We start from the raw sequence: 20,841 nt of genomic DNA on the forward strand, positions 1-20,841 counted from the left end.
ATTTCCCGATCATCTTGGGGTTTAAAAGAATAATTGTCGGTTTCGGTACCAAAACCCAACAAACCTTTCATCCCAAGGAGTAATTCCCAACGGGGTACGGGGCCCAGCGCTCAGATTAATCCCCTCTAAATATACGTTCGGGACTTCCCGGCTGGTAGTTAATTGCTGGTTTTATTCTTAACTAAAAAAACCCGGTTTCTTGAAGAAACCGGGTTTTTGTGTAGCGGGGAAGTTTCCCCCGCTAGCGAGAGGCTGGCGAAATTTAGAGAGGTTCTTGTCTTCTGGTGGTTACGTCGCCCAGTTTTTGGAACAGGCCCCACTCGACTTGTTCTTCCATGTCAGCCTCAACTCCAGCAAACACGTCGCGGAAGATTGTCCGAGAACCGTGCCAGATATGGCCGAAGAAGAACAGCAAAGCAAAGCAAACGTGTCCGAAAGTGAACCAACCGCGAGTCGAAGTGCGGAAAACGCCGTCAGAATTCAAGGTTTCGCGATCGAATTCAAATACTTCACCCTTTTGAGCAGCGCGAGCAAACTTCTTAACATCTAGAGGATTATTAAAGGTTTGACCGTTAAGTTCGCCGCCGTAGAAGCTGACAGTAACTCCGCTTTGTTCAAAGCTGTATTTTGATTCAGCACGGCGGAAGGGGATGTCAGCGCGAACGACCCCATCTTTGTCCGTCAAAATTACTGGGAAAGTTTCAAAGAAGTTGGGGAGGCGGCGAACCGACAATACCCGACCTTCGCTGTCAGTAAATACTGGATGGCCCAGCCAAGATTTAGCAATACCGTCGCCATTGACCATCGCGCCGGCCCGGAACAAACCGCCTTTAGCAGGAGAGTTGCCCACGTAGTCGTAGAAAGCCAATTTTTCGGGAATTTGTTCGTAAGCTTCTTGGAAGCTTTGGCCACCGGCCAAGCTAGCTTGAGCTCTGCGATCGATTTCTTGTTGGAAATAGCCGCTGTCCCACTGATAGCGAGTCGGGCCAAAAAGTTCGATCGGAGTTGCAGCAGAACCGTACCACATCGTACCCGCAACCACAAAGGCTGCAAAGAACACGGCAGCGATACTGCTAGAAAGTACAGTTTCGATATTCCCCATCCGCAGGGCTTTGTAAAGACGTTCCGGCGGCCGCACTGTCAAGTGGAACAAACCGGCAATTACGCCGACTACGCCCGCTGCAATGTGGTGAGCCACGATGCCGCCCGGATTGAAGGGATCGAAGCCTTCAGGGCCCCAAGAAGGCGCCACTGGCTGGACGTGACCGGTCAGGCCGTAGGGGTCGGACACCCACATTCCCGGCCCAAAAAGTCCCGAAAGGTGAAATGCGCCGAAGCCGAAGCAAAGCAAGCCGGAGAGGAACAGGTGAATGCCAAACATTTTTGGCAAGTCGAGGGCTGGTTCACCGGTGCGAGGGTCTCTGAAAAGTTCTAAGTCCCAAAATACCCAGTGCCAAACTGCTGCTAAGAACAGCAGGCCCGATAGGACGATGTGAGCGACGGCGACGCCTTCAAAAGACCAGAAGCCCGGATCGACGTTACCTTCGCCAGTGATGCTCCAACCGCCCCAAGAACCCGTAACTCCCAAGCGAGTCATGAAGGGCAACACGAACATCCCTTGACGCCACATCGGGTTCAGAACTGGGTCTGTGGGATCAAAAACTGCTAGTTCGTAAAGGGCCATTGAGCCGGCCCAACCTGCCACGAGGGCTGTGTGCATTAAGTGTACAGAAATCAATCGGCCTGGGTCATTTAAGACGACTGTGTGTACGCGATACCAGGGTAGTCCCATTGACTGCGGTTCTCCAAGGTGTAAGTGATGATGTCTATTTTTACGGAAAAGTCAGATTCTGAACCCCCAGCAGTTACCTGCAGGGTTTAAACTCTGCCTTTTGCCGACTGCCATCTACCTTCAAAGGTGGAGGCATAAAAATCAAAGTTATTTAAAGAAGTGTATCGAGTGTTAGAACCGATTGCAATATGTTGAGCATTACATTAGTTGCGGGTTGCCCATTTCGCAGCGGGCGGCGATCGTCCCGAGGCGTTCGAGGACTTGTTCGGCATCGATCAGTCTGGTGAGGGTAACGTTGCCGATATTTTTGGCGGGATCGGCGGGATCGGGACGGACTGCTGGTTCGACTTCTACCATGAGTACGGCGTCTTCTACGCGGTAGAGCCACATTTTTTCGTTGCGATCGAAAAGGCAGAGGTTGAGCTGTTGGATGTCCGGCGCCCGCCTCCAGGCGGCGTGACTCCACTCCCCGCCTACGCCCCAGACGCGCCCAACTTTCCAGCCGTCGGATAAGAAGAAGTATTTCACTTGTGTACGCTTGTTGAGATTTTTTTGTCTAACATAGCGCAAAACTGCAATTGTACGGAATTATTGAACCGCGAAGGGTGCGTTAGGCGAAGCCGCGCGTAAGCGCTCTTGTCACGAAGGAAGAGCGGATCGCTTGGGTCAGACAGTTCTAACCATTCAAATTTGTATTGGGGCCCTAACAAGGTTGTGGTAATTTTGCTGTTTTGGTCGCTGGCTGTCGATCGCATCATCTTAATCTCGGTTAATATGCGCCAATTAGGAGCGATCGATATTTGACCAAACTTTTTACTATACTATATAATGGTATTAAATGACAGGTGCCCTGAACTGCACGGGGAGTTATGGTACGGTTGAGATACCGTGCGCCTGTCAACCTGAAACATGATTTTAACGATCGTACCATCACTGCCAAAATAACGCCCCGCCAAGGCGTAGAGAGTTATTTTAAGCCCCTCTTAAAAGAGGGTTAAGCTCTCAATAAGGGCGAAATCCACGACTATTATAGTCGTGGATTCGCATTTAAACTTACCCTTCATTTTAGCGGTCTTCAAAGTGGATTTTATGCTGGAAAATAGGAATTTTCAACAACTGCATTTTCGGCTCAAGTAGATGGAAGGCTTCCTCCAATTCAGTATGACCACTGGCTGTCCCTGCTTCCTTTGAGTAACGATCGATCAAGTACACCACATAATCTGCTAACTGCAAACCCGTGTAAAATTATGAGAAGCCAAACAAAGGTAGTTCCACAAAGTTAGAAGATATTTTTTGTGACTTCCAATCTCGATACACTCTGAGCAATCTCCCATCCTGAATACTGGTATGCTGAGTTGAGCGCGAATCCATAAGTAATATTCCAGTTTCGTTAGATTGCTTTAGATAAGCATCTAGCTGCTCTAATAATTGATTGAAACTTAAGCGATACAAACCAGTTTCATCTTTAATATCTTGGCTGGTTTCGCGCCATCTTTTTTTGTTGACGTGAACAGCGAATATATGGCAAGGTAACTGACTGAGAGTTTCTGAAACTTTCTTGAACGCTTGAAGACGAAATTCCCTTGGAAAATTCTTAAATGAACCCACACCTTGCCAAATATCGCGCCCCTTAAGTTCCCAGTCTTCAGGTTCCTTCCCACTAAATAGCTCCTTTTTAAGTGCTGAAAATGCTCGATCCATTTGTGACCAGTGCTGGACATGGATAGCAAAGCTACCTAAAAAAAATAAATTTGTCTCCATATCTTTCCAGCCAGTGCCACCCTCATCAACGTAAAATAAAATCGTCATCTCGCCTTATGGTAACTTTTTGACATAATAAACGCTACATTATAAGTGTTTTTTAGCTTTTAACTTATACTAGAATAAAGACAAGACTAAAACCCCATCTCTCACCGGCGCTTATATTGATGGCAAACATCCAGGATACAAGCCCCCAGATTAATCCGTAGAGTCACCTCTTCAATTTAAAATCTAAAATCTAAAATCTAAAATCGAATGACCGCACAAACACCAGTACAATTCCAAGACAGTTTCGACATCATCGTAGTAGGTGGCGGACACTCCGGCTGCGAAGCCGCCCTCGCCACTTCTCGCCTCGGCTGTCGCACCCTTCTTCTCACCCTCAACCTCGACAAAATTGCGTGGCAACCCTGCAATCCGGCTGTCGGCGGCCCGGCTAAAACCCAACTCACTAACGAAGTTGATGCGTTAGGCGGGGAAATTGGCAAAATGGCCGATCGCACTTACTTGCAAAAGCGCGTCCTCAACGCTTCGAGAGGCCCCGCAGTTTGGGCCCTGCGAGCACAAACCGACAAGCGGGAATACGCCGCTGTGATGAATAATATTGTTGAAAATCAACCCAATTTGACCATCCGCGAAGCGATGGTAACAGACTTAGTTTTGGGCAAAAACGAAGAAGTAATCGGAGTCGAAACATACTTCGGCGTCGCTTTTGAATGCAAAGCAGTAATTCTGACAACAGGTACTTTTTTAGGTGGCACAATTTGGGTTGGCAATAAGTCGATGCCCGCCGGACGTGCGGGAGAGTTTGCCGCCGTTGGTTTGACGGAAACTCTCAATCGTTTGGGCTTTGAAACGGGCAGGTTAAAAACAGGAACTCCGGCAAGAGTTGACAAACGTACTCTCGATTATACCAACCTGGAACCGCAGCCGGGAGATGCAGAGGTTCGCTGGTTTAGTTTCGATCCAGAAGTTTGGATAGAACGCGAACAAATGCCTTGTTATTTGACTCGAACTACGCCGGAAACTCACCAGTTAATTAGAGACAATTTGCACCTTTCTCCAGTCTACGGCGGCTGGGTTGATGCGAAGGGGCCGCGCTATTGTCCGAGTATTGAAGATAAGATTGTGCGGTTTGCGGATAAGGAAAGTCACCAGATTTTTATTGAACCGGAAGGTAGAGATATTCCTGAACTTTATATCCAAGGATTTTCCACTGGTTTACCGGAAAATTTGCAATTGCAAATGCTGCGGACTCTTCCGGGTTTGGAAAAGTGCGAGATGATGCGCCCTGCTTATGCTGTGGAGTACGATTATTTGCCCGCTACTCAGTGCTTTCCGACGCTGATGACGAAGAAGATCGAAGGGCTGTTTTGCGCGGGTCAGGTGAACGGTACAACTGGATATGAGGAGGCGGCTGCACAGGGGATTGTGGCGGGGATTAATGCGGCTCGGTTTGCGAAAAATCAGGAGATGATTGTGTTTCCTCGCGAGCAAAGTTATATCGGGACTTTGATTGATGATTTGTGTACGAAGGATTTGCGGGAACCTTACCGGATGTTGACTTCGCGATCGGAATACCGGCTATTATTGCGATCGGACAATGCAGATCAACGCTTGACTCCGCTGGGACGGGAAATTGGTTTGATTGACGATCGCCGCTGGAAGTTGTTCGATCGCAAACAAGCTAATATTGTGGCAGAGAAGGAACGCTTGTACTCGACGCGGGTGAAAGAGCACGAGGAAGTTGGTAAGGCAATTTTTGCTGACACCCAACAAGCGATTAAAGGTTCGATTACTCTGGCTGATTTGTTGCGCCGTCCGGGTTTTCATTATGTAGATTTGGAACGCTACAATTTAGGCAATTCCAGTCTGAAGTTGGCTGAGAAAGATGGTGCAGAAATTGACATCAAATATTCCGGCTACCTGCAAAGACAGCAAAATCAAATCGATGACATTGCCAAACACGAACGCCGACAATTGCCTGCGGATTTGGATTACATGGCAATTACAACTCTCTCGAAAGAGTCGCGGGAAAAGTTGGCTAAGGTGAAACCGCTGACAATTGGCCAAGCGGCGAGAATTGGCGGGGTGAATCCGGCTGATGTTAATGCTTTGTTGATTTTTCTGGAAGTGCGAAACCGTCAGCAGCCAGCGGGTGTGGGTAAATAAGCTAAACTAGAGGTGTTTCAAAGCTGCCTTCAATTTTATGGAATAGCAGGATGAAAAATTGTGACTATTGTGAAACCACTATTTTGTTCTGCGGCTTTCATATTGAGGAATATACAGCATATTCCATGTATATGTCGTACACACAAGAAGAGCGATCGCCTGCTGTTTGGTGCGGATACACCCGTTAATCTGCAATCTTTATCAAATATGAAGGAGCGACACACCCTACCGATTAACACCATACTGGGCTTAAAAAACTTCCGAAATCTTGAATTGATATCTGTATTCAGCAACGCCACCAAAAAGGAAAACTGGCAGAATGTCAACTATAATTGATGAAACTCTGCCAGTCTATTGTAGATATTTATCAATCCTCGAACCCCAACTTCCATAAAGAGTGGGAGTGGGAGAATGGGAGAGTGGAGAGTGGGAGAGGGAGAGAGGGGGAAAATTGGGAAACACAGTTAAATTCATCCGTGTATCCGTCTCCGAATCAGTGTCGTGCCTTCCTTCTTCCTTCTTCCTTCTTCCCTCTTCCTTCCTTTAATGTGCCCAGAGAATCACGCCAGCTTCATAAGGACTGCTGAGATTGTCGTGCTTCGGCAAAACGCGCAACGACAAACCTTGCAAACCGCTAGAAGTATAAGTAATGTCAGCCGTATAAAGGCTAGCATTCTGAGAATCTTCTCCCAAATACTCCATCACCACCGGCACGCCACCAATGATATCGCCGTTAGCATCAACCGAGCCTTGATAAAGTTCAACTTGCACGTCTGCTGGCGTCAATCCCATCAGATTTATCCGAGATTTAACAGAGATCGACTGATTGACTTTAACTTCCTTATCCTGGGAAATATCAACAGCCTCAATCTTAATATCGTGCCACTTCGCGAGAACGTGCTTCTTCCAGTGAGACAACTCCTTGGCGGGAGCGCAATTATCCGAAGTCATGGTGTGGTAGCGATCGCTCACCGGGAAATAAGCCCGCCGCGCGTAATCTTTCACCATCCGAGCCGTATTGAAGAAAGGACAGTTCAAGCGAATCGAATCCTTCATTTTCTCCGTCCAACCGCGGGGAATGCCATCAGCATCCCGGTTGTAAAACAGCGGTACAACTTCTTTTTCCATCAAGTCGTACAAAGCATTCGCCTCAACTTCATCCTGATACTTAGTATCTTCGTAAAACTCGCCATGTCCGATCGGCCAACCGGTACGAACATAATCAGCCTCATCCCACCATCCGTCGAGGATGCTCAGATTCGGCAAACCGTTCATCGAAGCTTTCATCCCGGAAGTACCCGAAGCCTCACGCGGGCGGCGCGGCGTATTCAGCCACACATCGCAGCCAGACACCATCATCCGAGCAACGTTAATGTCGTAGTTCGGCAAAAACACCATCGAGCTCATCGTTTCGTGCTCGCGGATGAAGTGAACGATATCCCGAATCAATTCCTTACCCGGAATATCCATCGGGTGAGCCTTCCCAGCAATCACAAACTGCACGGGGCGGTTTTTGTCCCGCATGATCCGCATAATTCGATCGACATCGCGCAAAAACAGTGTAGCCCGCTTGTAAGTAGCAAAGCGGCGGGCAAACCCGATCGTCAGCACCTTCGGATTCAGAGCCTCCCGCGCGTGTTCGATTTCCGCATTCGCCGCACCGCGCTCGCGCAAAGTCTTTTGCAGCCACTCCCGCGCGAACACCACCAACTCCGAGCGACACCGTTCGTGATTGCGCCACAATTCCTCATCAGGAATCGATGACATCCGATCCCAGAGTCGATCGTCCTTGCGAGTCATTTCCCAATCCGGGCCGAGGTATCGATCGTACAACTCCTGAGTAGACTTCGCCACACAACTGCGAGCGTGTACCCCGTTGGTAATCGAAGTAATCGGTACTTCTTCCTGCGGCAAACCCGGCCACAACCCCTGAAACATCGGGCGCGACACCACGCCGTGCAAAGCAGCCACCCCGTTGACAAAACTCGACATTTTAATTGCCAAAATTGCCATATTCAGAGGTGCGGACAAATCGCCAGTATTCTCCCGGCCCAATCCTAAAAACTCATCTTGCGACAAGCCAAATATCTTGGGATAGTGACTCAGATAGTGCATCACCATATCCGGCTCGAACAAGTCAAACCCAGCAGGCACAGGAGTGTGAGTCGTAAACATACTGCTCGAAACCACCACCTGTTCCGCTTCCACGAAACTCAGGTGATATTCCTCCATCAGCATCCGAATGCGTTCCAAAGCCATGAAAGCCGCGTGGCCTTCATTCATGTGATAAGCCGTAACTGTCAGCCCCAATGCCTTGAGCATTTTCACGCCGCCGATGCCCAGCATGATTTCTTGGTGCATCCGCAGAGTTTTATCACCGCCATACAGTTGGTCGGTAATATCTTGGTCGTAGCGGCTGTTAGGTTCAATATTTGTATCCATTAGGTACAAAGGAACCGTTCCCACTTGTACCCGCCAAATCCGGGCATACACCTTGCGGCCGGGATAGTCCACCTCAATCCGCAATTCCGAACCGTCGGGATTGCGTTCTAGGTGCAGCGGCATATTGTAGAAATCGTTGAGCGGATAGCGTTCTTGCTGCCAGCCGTCGGCGTTGAGATACTGCGAAAAATAACCTTCTTGGTAAAGCAGGCCGACACCGACTAAGGGCAAGCCCAAATCGCTAGCTGATTTGAGGTGGTCGCCTGCGAGCACGCCCAAACCGCCCGAATAGATCGGTAGGGCTTTAACTAAGCCGAATTCCATCGAAAAGTAAGCGTAGCATTCTTGCTGCTCGGTGCCGCGCTGTTTGCGGTACCAGGCGCGATTTTTGAGATAATCGTCTAACTGCTGGGCTGCTCGGTTCATTTGGGCAATGAAGCCTTCGTCTTCTGCCATTTCTTGCAGTCGCTCTTGAGATATGGTTCCGAGCATCAGCACCGGGTTTTGGTTGCTGGAGTCCCACAGGTCTCGATCGAGGCGGCGGAAGAGGTCTTTGGTATCGACGTTCCAGTCCCAGTGCAAGTTGTAGGCAAGCTTGCGTAGGGGTTCGAGAATTGTCGGTAGCGACGGGGAAACGTTAAAAGTGCGAATTGGCTGCATAGACAAAGCATTTATGTTGGGGTAGCGATATTTTCCTCTGTCTTTTGGTACAAGTCCGTTATTCTGCACACTATTTTAAGTTTTAACCAGTTTATGCACGATGCCATCCAGACAAAACGGAAGCGCAAGTCGTTCGATGTGAGCGAACTAGCCGTTTTCGGCTGCGATAACTGTCGCCAGAAGGCCTCGCCACCAGACCATCACGACTGGACGGCGATCTGTCTTGAGTGCGGCAACGAGTTTTCCTACAGTGGCTGCTCGTGCGACGGCTGCTGCGGCGGAACCTATGCGGGTTTCGGCGGTGGTCGCACGACTTTTTACGTGTAACGTTCGCAGGACTTGCACGCAGCGTTACACGTAAAAAGTCGTAAGTCGCGACCCAATTAAGCAATTTGCACTTGTTTCAACTGAGAATTTAGCAATAGCTTCCTAGTATCATTGGCTGATAGTGCAGGGCTGAAATAGTGACCCTGAATTTCTTGACAGTGGAGTTCGCGCAAACACTCTAACTGCTCTTTAGTTTCTACTCCTTCGGCTACCACGCTCAAGTTCAAATCTCGCCCCAGGGTCGCTACAGCCTTGGCGATCGCCCGTTCGCAGGGATCGGTTGTCAATCCGCTGACAAAGGATTTATCTATTTTTAAGATATTCAAGGGAAACTTTTTGAGATAATTTAGAGAACAATAACCCGTGCCGAAATCGTCCAGCGCAATTTGCACTCCCATATTCTGCAACTCCGTGAGAACTTTTGTGGTATAGTCCACATCTTGCATGGCTGTAGTCTCGGTAATTTCTAACTCTAAATACTTGGGTGCTAAACCAGTTTTTTCCAAGCAGTTCGCTACCATTTCTAATAAATTAAATTGCTGGAACTGCCGAGCCGAAACGTTGACTGCTACCCGCAAATCTGGCTGCAAAGCATCCTGCCAAGCTTTATTTTGAGTGCAGGCTGTTTGCAGCACCCATTCCCCAATAGGTACAATGAGTCCGTTCTCTTCGGCAATGGGAATAAATGTAGCGGGAGTAACTAAACCTAATTGTGGATGTTGCCAGCGCAGCAGAGCTTCCATGCCCTGAATTTGCCAAGTAGTGATGTTGACTTTGGGCTGGTAGAAAACCTCAAATTCTCCCTGTTCTAAAGCCTCGTGCAGTCTGTGTTCTATAGTTAGTAAATGGCTGCCGTGGGGATTAAGTGTTGAAGTATATAACTGATAGTTATTTCTTCCCATTTCTTTAGCGCGGTACAAGGCTGCATCGGCATTTTTGACTAAAGTTTCGGCATCTTCACCATCATCGGGATAAAGGGCAATGCCGATACTGCTGCTAACATGAAAGGGTTGTGCTTCTAGTTTAAATGGTGGCTTTAAATTGTTGAGTATTCTTTGAGCTGTTTTAACGGCATCTTCTAAGCAATTGATGTCGGGAAGCAGTATGGTAAATTCGTCGCCTCCCCAGCGGGCTACCGTGTCAGTCGATCGCAAAGTGTCGCTGATGCGTCCGGCAAAACCTTCTAACAGGCGATCGCCCGCAGCGTGACCTAGTGTATCATTAATCTTTTTGAACCTGTCCAAGTCGAGAAACATCACAGCAAGCATTTTTTTTGTTTGTTTAGCTTGTTTTAAGGACGCCAGCAGCCGCTCGTTAAAAAGTATCCGGTTCGGTAAACCGGTGAGTTGGTCATAAACAGCTTGATAGCGAATAATTTCTTCAGCTTGCTTGCGCTGAGTGATATCCATCATCGTGCCGATCGCCCTGACTGCTTGGCCACTTTCATTGCGGATGATATAGCCGCGATCGAGCACAAAAACATATCCCCCGTCTGCACGGTGAAAGCTGTATTCTTCCGACCAACATTGAGCGTCTGAGTTCATTGTTTGGTTGAAGCTTAACCTCACTCTTTCCCGTTCTTCGGGATGAATATTTAACCACCAAAATTCTAATTCTATCGTCTGAGTTTCGTTGAGTTTGTATCCAAAAACTTTTTCAAATTCTTCGCTCAACCAATACTCATTTTTTAACAAATCAAAGTCCCATACGGCGTCATTTGTCGCCCGCGTCAGCAGGTGAAAGCGTTCTTCGCTTTTGCGTAGTTTTTCTTCGGATTGCACCCGTTCGGTTACATCCCGAAAGCTGAATACTCGACCAGTAATTTTGCCTCCCGTGCGCTGCGGCAGCGAGTAGCGCTCGAAGATTCTGCCATCTGTTAACTCAATGATATCGTAACTTTCTTCGGTAGGGCGATCGGACAATTCTTTAGCACGGTTGAGAAATATTTCCGGGTATTTTAACTGATTGATTCCAAACGCCAAAATTTGGTTGTTATCTCTCGAATCCAGCACGAAATCCGGCAACTGCCACATTTCGACAAACTTGCGGTTAAAGGTGAGCACAGTCCCTCCACTGTCAACCGCCAGAATACCGTCAGCAGTAGATTCAATGGTTGCTTGAAGCAAGGAAAGAGATGTTTCTCGTTCTAACTCTGCTAATTTGCGATCGCTGATATCAAATGCTGTGATTAATATTGAGGCTTTTTTTTCAAATTTTATAATATCTACAGTTGCTTCTATCCAGCGCATTTCTCCAGTTTTCGTGACTATTACTAATTCATATTTAGAGCCTGCTGTTGAGCGCGCATGACTGGATTTACCCCATTTTTTAACTATTTCTCTAAAATCTAGATGAATTAAGTCGTATAAATCCAATGCTAGTAATTCTTCGCGAGTATATCCTGTCAGAGCTTCTGTCTCAGCATTGACATAGCGGAACTGTCTGCGGTGATAGATAAATGCAACAGCGTTAACAGTTTCTATCAGTTGGCGAAACTTTTTTTCACTGCGCCGCAAATTTCTTTCAACCTGCTTGCTTTCGGTAATATTTTGTGCTATGTACAGCTTACCGCTGACCTTGCCTTGACTGTCGCAAATAATTGAAATAGAAAGCAGTACAATTATTTTTTTTCGCTGTTTAGAAAGGTAGACTTTTTCCACGTTGTGGACAGAACCTTCGGCTGTTAAACTTCCTAAATCTAACTCCGGGGCTGGTGATTCACTTTTCTTAAAAAGTCCGGCTATTGGTTTGCCTAACAACTCTTTTTTAGAGTATCCCAAAAGTTGACAGGTAGTTTGGTTTAACGATAGGATATGACCGCCAGGAGTGGTCGCGATTATCGAGACGTTCACTTCCTCACAAATATCGAGAGCATATTGGGCAGTTTGCTGCAAATCTTGGGTCATCTGGGCAATAGTATGCCAGATATCCTGTTCTTTTTTTGGATACAACACTTTTTCTCCTTTTGGTAGCTTGTCATTCTCTGTTTCAGACTTCGGCTTGATTAACGTCGTCGTCTTGGATAAGCTATTTACTGTCTTCCCCCGGATAAATAATGAAATCCCTAAACAAAGACAAACCAGAGAATAACAGAGAATTTTTAATCTAAAGTTACGTTCTTCTTTATTGGTTTTTTGAGAGTTTATCTGATTGTAATTTGGTAATATTCTTGGTTGAATTTGGGATAAATGATTCAAAAATAATGCGTCGCTTCCAGAGGTAAGGGGGCGAGATGCCGATCGCAAATAGCTATGTTTTTGAGACAGCACCAACATCCTTTCTACAGGGTGAGTGCCAGATTCACCCCATACACTTGTTGGTAATATTTTTGCACTCATGCTAGTTTCCACACCACAAATAGCAACCGCGAAATATCCACAAATTAATTGAAAAATTATTTTCACTTGCTCTATTTCCTAAGATTAACTACTTTTTTTTCAACCAAAAATTTAAAAAATTATAGCAGAACTTTCTCTCCCATAGAAAAACCCAGCCACCATTAATTTATGTGGATTTGTAAATTAAATTTTACCCAGCTAATAAATTAGCTTTATAACTAATTACAATTTTAATCTTAATTTAAAATGTGTCATCAGCCATTGTGCCACAAATTATCCGCCATTCTGCCTAGACACGGGGTGGAAGCGCGCTAAAATTAGATAATTCCCGCAAAGAGGCGACCGGGATTTGTTAGAAAAATAAACACTTAGCTTAAAATCTATGCAGAGGTCCACTAATTGAACCCATGAGTCAGACCATCCCAGAACTCCAAACAGAAGTCCGCGCGCTGCAAGCAGAAGTTACCGCCCTGCAAGAGGCGCGGGAAAAACTTGGCGTAGAGCGCTCAGAGTGCCGAGTGGCAGTCAGTTTTCCCCAAAATAATACTCCTGAAGCCATTGCCGAGTTCCACCAGCAAACTGCTGCTTTTGGGGAGCAGTGGTTGCAGCAAATCCAGGAAATTGACCGAGAGACTAAAAATATTGAAAAGCAACTGCAGGCAAAACAGGCTTTACTCAATTACAAGCAAGGGGAACTAGACAAATTGTTGGCCGGAGAACACTGGCAAGAAGTAGAAAACCACGTTCAAACCGGGGAAAAGCGCTTGCAAGCACAAGCTCGGAGAATCAATCAAGCAGCAGCGCAGCTAGAGGCAGAGATTCAAGCTTTAAAAGCACTGTACGATCAACTCAATCCCAGTTATTCCGAGTGGTTTCAACAACCAACTCAAATAGTAGAATTTTCCGCAAAAACTATTCCTTATGCTTTTCCCAGCAGCAGCGGGTTGATATTGGAGAATAAGGAGATTGAGTGGGAAAGAAAGTAGTTTTGAATTGTCAATTGTCAAGGTAAATTAGTGATTTAAATGTCGCCGTCGAATGCTCCAAAAAGCAAGACAGATTCGACGGCAACATCCGAAGGCTTTTACCGGCTTTTTTAGATTAAAAATAAAAAACTGCTTCTGGCACAGCTAATTTTAAGATGTTTGAGTTTCATTTTTTGAAACAGGTTTATTTTTAACTCTGGTGTTAATCTAAAATATAACAGTTCTGGACGCATCAATCGGGTTTTACAAAAAGACTTTGTTGCAGCCCTCGCTTCCGCTAAAAAACCCGGTTGATGAGAGTGAGGAGTGCGTAAGCCCTGTCTAAAATCTAAAATAGACTTACTGATGAAACAATTGATTTGGATAGCGCTATTTATTCTGGTTGCGGTGGTGGCTGTCGGCTGGGGTTCTGACTCGTGGCAGCGGTTGTCGGCTGTACCAGAAGTTTGGATCGATCGCAATATCCACACTTCCCAAAACCCTTCTCCCTTACCGCTTCCTGCTGAAAAAAATACTTTTTTTCAGCCCCAAATTGACCCGTCGCGTTTGTGGAAACACGTCGATAGTTTAGCAGGAGAACGCGATGGAGAACGAGATCGCTCTTTTACTAGAGACTACATTTCCCAACAACTGAAAACATTAGGATTTTCCGCAGAGTTGCAGCAGTTCGATCGCGGAATCAACGTTTTCGCCGAAAGAAAAGGCACTGACTCAAACGCCGGGGCAATTTTAGTCGCAGCCCACTACGATACTGTACCAAACTCCCCAGGCGCTGACGACAATGCGACGGGAGTTGCTGTAGTTTTAGAAGTAGCAAGATTGCTGGGTTCTCGCCCCACACCTCGGACACTGCAAGTAGCTTTTTTCGACAGGGAAGAACTCGGACTTTTAGGCAGTTTAGCATTTACAGGTAGCGACGTGCGGTTAAAAAATTTGCAGGGTGCGATCGTCCTGGATATGGTAGGTTATGCCTGCCGCACTCCCGGATGCCAGCAATATCCCGAAGGATTGACAGCGCAACCTTTTCTAGAAGCATCGGGGGTAACTTCTCCCGACAAAGGCGAGTTTATCGCTGTGATTGGGGATGCGGAACATCCGCTGCTATTGAAAAGTTTTGCGGAGTCTGGAAAAGCCGATTTGCCGCCTGTGGTGGCGCTGCCGGTTCCGCTGAAAGGGTTGCTGACTCCCGATGTTTTGCGGAGCGACCACGCGCCTTTCTGGTATAAAGGAATTGGTGCTGTGTTGGTGACGGATACTGCAAATTTGCGATCGCCCCACTATCACCAATCTAGCGATACATTAGCAACTATCGATCGACCTTTTTTCACCGGTTCTGCTCAAATTGTTGTTAATGCCACCGCTAAATTATTGGAAATTAGGTAATTGGTAACTACTCGTTACCAGGCTCTGCCTGGTAACGCATATCTGGAGGCAGAGCCTCCTATTTTCCCACGCCAAGCAAGCGAGGCAGAGCAAGAGTGAAATCGGTTCCTAAAGAATGAGAATTAAATAACTTCCACAAGTTTGTGGGATGGGCGTCCCGCCCGTCCAAAAAGGATGGGCGGGACGCCCATCCCACAATAACAATTAAAATTGTAAGTTATTTAATTCGCGATCCTAGGCAGAGCCTAGGAACTAGGTAAATAACAAATAAGTAATAAAAAATGACTAACAAAGAAAGCCTGCAACGGCATTTACTGCAACTAGACAATCGAGGCTACAAAGCATACAAAGACATTCAAGGTAGTTACGAATTTTCAGAATTCAGATTAATTATTGATTACGTGCAGGGAGATCCGTTTGCTTCTCCCAGTAAATTTAGAGTCAGAGTTCCGCCAAACATTGCTCAAATTCCTGGCGAACTTTTCAATTCTCGCAGTCGAGAAATAGCCTTGCGAGATTACCTAACTCGCCAGTTTGACAAAGCAGCACACAGCATCAGCAGCAAGCGCGGCACAGGAAAAAGCGGTATGATTGCAGTGACTCGCTTCGGACAAGAAGTTTTAGATCGAACTTCCGCATTTATCATTTTCTCAAATACATCCGATATCGAAGATTTAGGAGGAGTTGAACTGCGATTTGCAGTCGGACTTCCAGCGGGCGGCCGCAGTATTTTAGGGCGACAAGCTGCTGAAATGCTGTGCGAAGACATTCCTCAAATAGTCAGTAAATCTCTGAAGTATGCTAATTTAAATCCTGCGGAATGTCGCCGTCACGTTGAAACTGTAGAAGATGCTAACTGGCTGCGGGAACAGTTAGCTGAAAAAGGATTAGTTGCGTTTGTGGCTGACGGTTCTATTTTACCCCGCCGCACGGGTGTTGACAATCGCCCTTTGTTAAATAATGCTGTGGCTTTTCAGTCGCCGCCGTCGTTAAAAGTTGAGTTTAATTGTCCGAATCGCGGTTGGATTTTCGGTATGGGTATTCCCGCTGGCATTACTTTGATTGTTGGGGGCGGATATCACGGCAAATCAACTTTACTCAGGGCGATAGAGTTGGGAGTTTACAACCGAATTCCGGGAGATGGTAGGGAATTTGTGGTGACTAATCCGGCTGCGGTTAAAATTAGAGCGGAAGATGGCAGAAGTGTTGCGGGAGTTGATATTTCGCCTTTTATTAACCACTTGCCGCAAGGTAGAGATACTGCACAATTTTATACTGAAAATGCGAGCGGTAGCACGTCGCAAGCTGCTAATATTATTGAGGCTTTGGAAGTGGGGAGAAGGAAGTTCGGCAACGGATTCTGTAACGGATTTAGCGGATGTCCGTCCGATGTCCGTCGGAAGAAGGAAGAAAGAAGAGGGAATGAGGAACAGGAGAGAAGGAAAAAGGAACAGGATTTAGTGCCTGTTTTATTGGTGGATGAGGATACGGCGGCGACGAATTTTATGATTCGCGATCGCCGAATGCAGGAACTCATCGCTAAGGATAATGAACCGATTACGCCGTTTATTGATAAAGTGAGACAATTGTATGCGGATTATGGCGTATCGACTATTTTAGTAATGGGGGGAAGCGGCGATTATTTTGATGTGGCGGATACTGTGATTGCAATGGAGAATTTTCAAGCATATAATGTGACTGAAAAAGCTAAAGAGATTGCTAAGAATTACTCGATTAGCCGCGCTGCTGAAGGCGGAGAAAATTTTGGTGAGATTACTCAAAGAGTGCCGGTTCCTGCTAGTTTAGATCCGAGTCGGGGACGGCGAGATGTGCGGGTGAAGGTGCGGGATGTTGATGAATTGGCTTTCGGAACTGAGGATATTGATTTGGGTGCTGTTGAGCAAATTGCCGACGGCGGACAGTTAAGGGCGATCGCTGTGGCAATGGTTTATGCAAAGGGGCAATACATGGACGGTAAACGCACTTTGTCGGAAATCATAGATTTGGTGATGGCAGATATTGAGGCGCAGGGAATGGATATTTTATCGCCTTTTCCTGAAGGGGATTTTGCTATGTTTCGACGCTTTGAATTGGCGGCGGCAATTAATCGGCTTCGCAGTTTGTCCGTTGTTGCTAAGTAGACTTGCTTAATATAAGTCAATACGCTTGGGTTAAGGAAAATTGTAGCGAAAATGTTGGGTTTCGTTCCTCAACCCAACCTACGCACTAATGACTAATGACTAAAGACTAATGACTAATGACTAATGACTCACATTGAACTATGACAGGCAATATAGGACAACTGACTGCTTTAAGCGATCGACCTTATTTAGTATTAAGCAATCAAGGGGAGGTTTTACAGTTAGAGTTAAAACAGCAGCAGCACGTATTGGGGCGCGATCGCACTCGTGCTGATTTGGTCATTCCCGAAGCTTGGCGGGCAGTTTCCGGCGTTCACGCTGTTTTGCGCGAAATTGGGAATAATTACTGGATTTACGACGGTGACGGGCAGCGACCCAGCACTAATGGCTTATTTGTCGATCGCACTCGCATCACTCCCAATGACGGTTATTGTCTGAAAGACGGTACAGAAATTAAAATCGGTCTCGATCCTCAAAATCAAGTTTTGCTGACTTATTTTAATCCGCTGGCGAATCAGGTTGCTGTCTCTAGCAAGCAGTCAATTATTCTTAAGAATCGGTCGGTTTTGTTGGGACGCGATCCAAACGCTTCGCTGCAATTAGATGCGCCGCTTGTTTCTAGACGCCACGCCACAATTGACCAAGACAGTCGCGGTAATTATATTTTGCGAGACTACAGCGTTAACGGGGTTTTTGTGAACGGTCAGCGAGTCACAAATTCCGTACAATTGTCCGAGGGAGATGCAATTCGGATCGGCCCGTTTACTCTAACTTACCGCAGCGGTGAGTTGCAGATGCAAGACTCCGGCCATCAAATTCGTTTGGATGCTGACAGTCTGGTGATTCCGAAGCGTTTGGATGGGATAAAATTGGCGATCGAACCGGGGCAGTTTGTGGCTTTAGTCGGCGGTAGCGGCGCGGGCAAATCTACTTTAATGCGGACGCTTTTAGGCATTGAAAAAACCACTAACGGCGCTGTGTTTCTCAACGGCGACAACCTGCGCCAAAACTTCAATATTTACCGCAATCAAATCGGTTACGTGCCTCAAGATGATATTGTTCACGCAGATTTGACAGTAGAAGAAGTCTTGAGTTATGCAGCTAAATTGCGATTACCTCCCGATACAGATGTCAATCAGGTAGTTGCAAAAACTTTAGAGGATATTGAAATGACTCACCGCCGCAAGGCTTTGGTAAAACAGCTTAGCGGCGGACAGCGAAAGCGGGTCAGTATCGGAGTCGAACTGTTAGCAGATCCGAAACTTTTCTTTTTAGACGAACCGACTTCAGGACTCGATCCGGGCTTGGATAAGAAGATGATGCAACTGCTGCGAAAGTTGGCAAATCAAGGCCGGACGGTGATTCTGGTGACTCACGCGACGGCAAATATCACGATGTGCGATCGGATCGTTTTTATGGGTCGCGGCGGACGCCTTTGTTACTTTGGCCCCCCTGCGGAAGCGCTCGATTTTTTCGATGTCAAAACGGGCGATTTTGCGGACATTTACAGCGAATTAGAAACAGGAGAAACCAACGTTTTAATCTGGGCTGAAAAGTTTAAACAATCTCCCTACTATCAGCGCTATATTGTCAACCACTTCAGCACAGGCAACGCTAATGCAAAAACACCTTCAGCACCTTCTGTACCCCAATCTCAATCTTTTGTAAAACAACTTGTTTTGCTCGCCCAGCGCTATTTTCAACTCGTTTCCCGCGACGTAGTTAACTTGAGTTTAGCTCTTTTAACTGCTCCGATAGGCATTAGTTTACTGCGGCTGGCCGTCAGAGATAAAGACCCGTTAATTGGCGCGCCGGAAGCAACTTTAGCACCTTTGGCGCTCAGAGTTTTGTTTGTATTTACCTGTGCGGCGATTTGGGTAGGACTGGCAACTTCTCTCCAAGAAATTGTTAAAGAATCTGCTATTTATCTGCGCGAACGTTTGGTCAATTTAGGTTTGTTTGCTTATTTAGGTTCAAAAATATTTATACTTTCTGGTTTGGCAGTATTGCAAACACTGTTAATGGTAGGAGTTATTCTGATTGGTTTTAAATCCCCCGAACCGAGTTTTATTTCCTGGTCGGTGGGAGCAGGTATTACCACATTCCTAACTTTAATGAGCTGCATAACCCTTGGATTAGTCGTTTCCGCGATTGTTAAAAATAGCTCTCAAGCTAATAGCGCTTTGCCTCTATTATTGCTACCTCAGATTATTTTTTCTGGAGTTTTGTTTAAGATGGAAGGTGCGGCGAGCAAGTTTTCTTGGCTGATGTTAAGCCGCTGGTCTGTGGGTGCTTACGGCTCTTTAGTTAATGTGAATGGGATGGTTCCCGCACCTACTACATTACCGGACGGGAGTACGCTTCCTCAGCCGTTTGAGCCTACTCCTGTTTACGATCCAACGTGGGAAAATTTGGGTTTGAACTGGGGTATTTTGTGCGTGCATATTTGCGTTTATTTGATGTTGACTCTGTGGTTGCAGAAGCGGAAAGATATTTTATGAATTACTGGCTGATGAAGTCGGAACCGGAGGTTTACAGTATTGCTGACTTGAAGGGCGATCGCACTTGTACTTGGGATGGCGTTCGCAACTATCAAGCTCGCAATTTTCTCCGAGAAATGATTCGGGGAGATTTAGTATTTTTTTACCATTCTAATACTAAAATTCCGGGAATTGTCGGGTTGGTGCGCGTCGTAGAAGCTGGGATTGCCGATCCGAGTCAGTTCGATATCAATAGCGAATATTATGATGCTAAATCGCAGTTTGATGCTCCTCGCTGGCAAACTGTGAGAGTTGAGTTTGTTGAGGAATTTGCTAATTTAATATCTTTGGATATACTGAAACAAAAGTTTAGCGCTGATGAGATTTTGCTGGTGAGGAAAGGCAATCGGTTATCGGTGATGCCGGTGTCTGAAGTTGCTGCCCAGAAGATTTTGAAGATGAGATAAGCTGTGGCAGTTTAACCTGCATATTTGGGGCGGGCAAGATGCCCACCCCACAATACTTAAAGACTTTACAAAAATCATCGGTAAGGCTATTGAAATTTTGCTTTATTTAGGCTATTTTATACTAAGTTGTGGTTTTGCTTAGTAATATGATTCCTGAAAATTTGAGTCAGGTAAGCAATCAGGATTTGGGCGGGAAAGATGCCTACCCCACAGGTCAATATCAGCTTTTTGTGGGACAGGCTTCTAGTCTGCCGCTTAAACTTAGAGATGCTCAATTAAAAGTTACTTACAGAAATTTACCTCATTGGGAGTTAGAAGGATCGGTCTATTTCATCACTTTTAATACTTGGGAGAAGCTGGAATTAACTCCGGCTGCGAGGCAAGTTGTGCTTAATGCTTGCAAGTTTTTTGATAGGCAAAGGTATCAAATATTTTGCTTAGTTGTAATGCCAGATCGTGTGCATATGCTAATGCAGCCTTTAGCAAAGTCGGATAATAAATTCTGGTCGCTCAGCAGCATTCTGCACAGTATGAAAAGCTACAGTTCTAAACAAATTCCCCAGGTGATGAAGCATATTGGTACTGTCTGGCAGGATGAGAGACATGACCACATTGTCAGAGATGAACGAGAATTTCAGGCTTTTTGGGAATATATTAGGCAAAATCCTGTCAAAGCTGGTCTTTCACTGACTCCGGAGGAATATCCTTTTTTCTGGCAAATGTATGAAGTTTAGCTTCTGCTGAATTTCTTGTGGGGTGGGCATCTTGCCCGCCCCAGCTTCAGTCACAGGCAAGATGCCTGTGCCACAAGGATTTCACAGGCAAGATGCCTGTGCCACAAGGATTTCACAGGCAAGATGCCTGTGCCACAAGGATTTCACAGGCAAGATGC

The 20,841-nt window shown here is 46.3% G+C and carries 13 protein-coding genes; 7 read left to right on the forward strand and 6 right to left on the reverse strand.

Annotation, left to right across the window (positions count from 1 at the left end):
* Positions 1–262: 262 nt before the first annotated feature.
* From psbB to QUA50_RS13900, 3 genes are all read right to left on the reverse strand, one after another.
* Complete coding sequence (gene psbB / locus QUA50_RS13890; RefSeq protein WP_333264724.1) at positions 263–1,792, reverse strand: photosystem II chlorophyll-binding protein CP47; 1,530 nt, start codon at positions 1,790–1,792, stop codon at positions 263–265.
* Between the two features lie 198 nt (positions 1,793–1,990).
* A complete protein-coding gene (locus QUA50_RS13895; protein WP_333264725.1) occupies positions 1,991–2,320 on the reverse strand; it encodes a hypothetical protein in 330 nt (109 codons plus the stop codon).
* Positions 2,321–3,037: 717 nt separating this feature from the next.
* A complete protein-coding gene (locus tag QUA50_RS13900; RefSeq protein WP_333264726.1) occupies positions 3,038–3,601 on the reverse strand; it encodes a DUF3800 domain-containing protein in 564 nt (187 codons plus the stop codon).
* A gap of 207 nt (positions 3,602–3,808) precedes the next feature.
* Between QUA50_RS13900 and mnmG the strand changes: the two genes are divergently transcribed.
* Positions 3,809–5,725: a tRNA uridine-5-carboxymethylaminomethyl(34) synthesis enzyme MnmG gene (mnmG, locus tag QUA50_RS13905; protein WP_333264727.1), complete on the forward strand. Its 1,917-nt coding sequence runs from the start codon at positions 3,809–3,811 to the stop codon at positions 5,723–5,725.
* 543 nt (positions 5,726–6,268) lie between these two features.
* Here mnmG and glgP read toward each other — a convergent pair.
* The 3 genes from glgP to QUA50_RS13920 all read right to left on the reverse strand — a co-directional run bounded on the left by glgP (position 6,269) and on the right by QUA50_RS13920 (position 12,558).
* Positions 6,269–8,827 carry an alpha-glucan family phosphorylase gene (glgP, locus tag QUA50_RS13910; RefSeq protein ID WP_333264738.1) on the reverse strand — a complete coding sequence of 853 codons (2,559 nt, stop codon included), beginning with the start codon at positions 8,825–8,827 and terminating at the stop codon, positions 6,269–6,271.
* Positions 8,828–8,974: 147 nt separating this feature from the next.
* Complete coding sequence (locus tag QUA50_RS13915; RefSeq protein WP_333264728.1) at positions 8,975–9,172, reverse strand: hypothetical protein; 198 nt, start codon at positions 9,170–9,172, stop codon at positions 8,975–8,977.
* A 38-nt stretch (positions 9,173–9,210) separates the two neighbouring features.
* Complete coding sequence (locus QUA50_RS13920) at positions 9,211–12,558, reverse strand: EAL domain-containing protein (RefSeq protein ID WP_333298721.1); 3,348 nt, start codon at positions 12,556–12,558, stop codon at positions 9,211–9,213.
* A gap of 341 nt (positions 12,559–12,899) precedes the next feature.
* On the opposite strand from QUA50_RS13920, the gene QUA50_RS13925 reads away from it, so the two are divergent.
* From QUA50_RS13925 to QUA50_RS13950, 6 genes are all read left to right on the forward strand, one after another.
* The gene (locus QUA50_RS13925; RefSeq protein WP_333264730.1) at positions 12,900–13,478 is read left to right on the forward strand and encodes a hypothetical protein; all 579 of its coding nucleotides are present in this window, start codon (positions 12,900–12,902) and stop codon (positions 13,476–13,478) included.
* A 345-nt stretch (positions 13,479–13,823) separates the two neighbouring features.
* The gene (locus tag QUA50_RS13930; protein ID WP_333264731.1) at positions 13,824–14,861 is read left to right on the forward strand and encodes a M28 family peptidase; all 1,038 of its coding nucleotides are present in this window, start codon (positions 13,824–13,826) and stop codon (positions 14,859–14,861) included.
* A 281-nt stretch (positions 14,862–15,142) separates the two neighbouring features.
* Positions 15,143–17,002 carry an ABC-ATPase domain-containing protein gene (locus QUA50_RS13935; RefSeq protein WP_333264732.1) on the forward strand — a complete coding sequence of 620 codons (1,860 nt, stop codon included), beginning with the start codon at positions 15,143–15,145 and terminating at the stop codon, positions 17,000–17,002.
* A gap of 140 nt (positions 17,003–17,142) precedes the next feature.
* Positions 17,143–19,503, forward strand: coding sequence for an FHA domain-containing protein (locus tag QUA50_RS13940; RefSeq protein ID WP_333264733.1), 2,361 nt, complete (start codon positions 17,143–17,145; stop codon positions 19,501–19,503).
* Positions 19,500–19,949: an EVE domain-containing protein gene (locus QUA50_RS13945; protein WP_333264734.1), complete on the forward strand. Its 450-nt coding sequence runs from the start codon at positions 19,500–19,502 to the stop codon at positions 19,947–19,949. The genes QUA50_RS13940 and QUA50_RS13945 overlap by 4 nt, the downstream gene beginning before the upstream one ends.
* Before the next feature lie 146 nt (positions 19,950–20,095).
* Entirely contained in the window at positions 20,096–20,683 is a 588-nt protein-coding gene (locus QUA50_RS13950) for an REP-associated tyrosine transposase (RefSeq protein WP_333264735.1), read from the forward strand.
* Positions 20,684–20,841 lie beyond the last annotated feature (158 nt).

The organism is Microcoleus sp. M2_D5, from assembly GCF_036701935.1.
Lineage (GTDB): Bacteria > Cyanobacteriota > Cyanobacteriia > Cyanobacteriales > Microcoleaceae > Microcoleus.

Excerpts from the sequence above, each read along its gene's own strand:
- QUA50_RS13900 (WP_333264726.1), bottom strand. The coding sequence starts at position 3,601 with ATGACGATTTTATTTTACGTTGATGAGGGTGGCACTGGCTGGAAAGAT.
- QUA50_RS13945 (WP_333264734.1), top strand. The coding sequence starts at position 19,500 with ATGAATTACTGGCTGATGAAGTCGGAACCGGAGGTTTACAGTATTGCT.
- QUA50_RS13925 (WP_333264730.1), top strand. The coding sequence starts at position 12,900 with ATGAGTCAGACCATCCCAGAACTCCAAACAGAAGTCCGCGCGCTGCAA.
- QUA50_RS13940 (WP_333264733.1), top strand. The coding sequence starts at position 17,143 with ATGACAGGCAATATAGGACAACTGACTGCTTTAAGCGATCGACCTTAT.
- QUA50_RS13930 (WP_333264731.1), top strand. The coding sequence starts at position 13,824 with ATGAAACAATTGATTTGGATAGCGCTATTTATTCTGGTTGCGGTGGTG.
- psbB (WP_333264724.1), bottom strand. The coding sequence starts at position 1,792 with ATGGGACTACCCTGGTATCGCGTACACACAGTCGTCTTAAATGACCCA.
- glgP (WP_333264738.1), bottom strand. The coding sequence starts at position 8,827 with ATGCAGCCAATTCGCACTTTTAACGTTTCCCCGTCGCTACCGACAATT.
- QUA50_RS13935 (WP_333264732.1), top strand. The coding sequence starts at position 15,143 with ATGACTAACAAAGAAAGCCTGCAACGGCATTTACTGCAACTAGACAAT.
- mnmG (WP_333264727.1), top strand. The coding sequence starts at position 3,809 with ATGACCGCACAAACACCAGTACAATTCCAAGACAGTTTCGACATCATC.
- QUA50_RS13950 (WP_333264735.1), top strand. The coding sequence starts at position 20,096 with ATGATTCCTGAAAATTTGAGTCAGGTAAGCAATCAGGATTTGGGCGGG.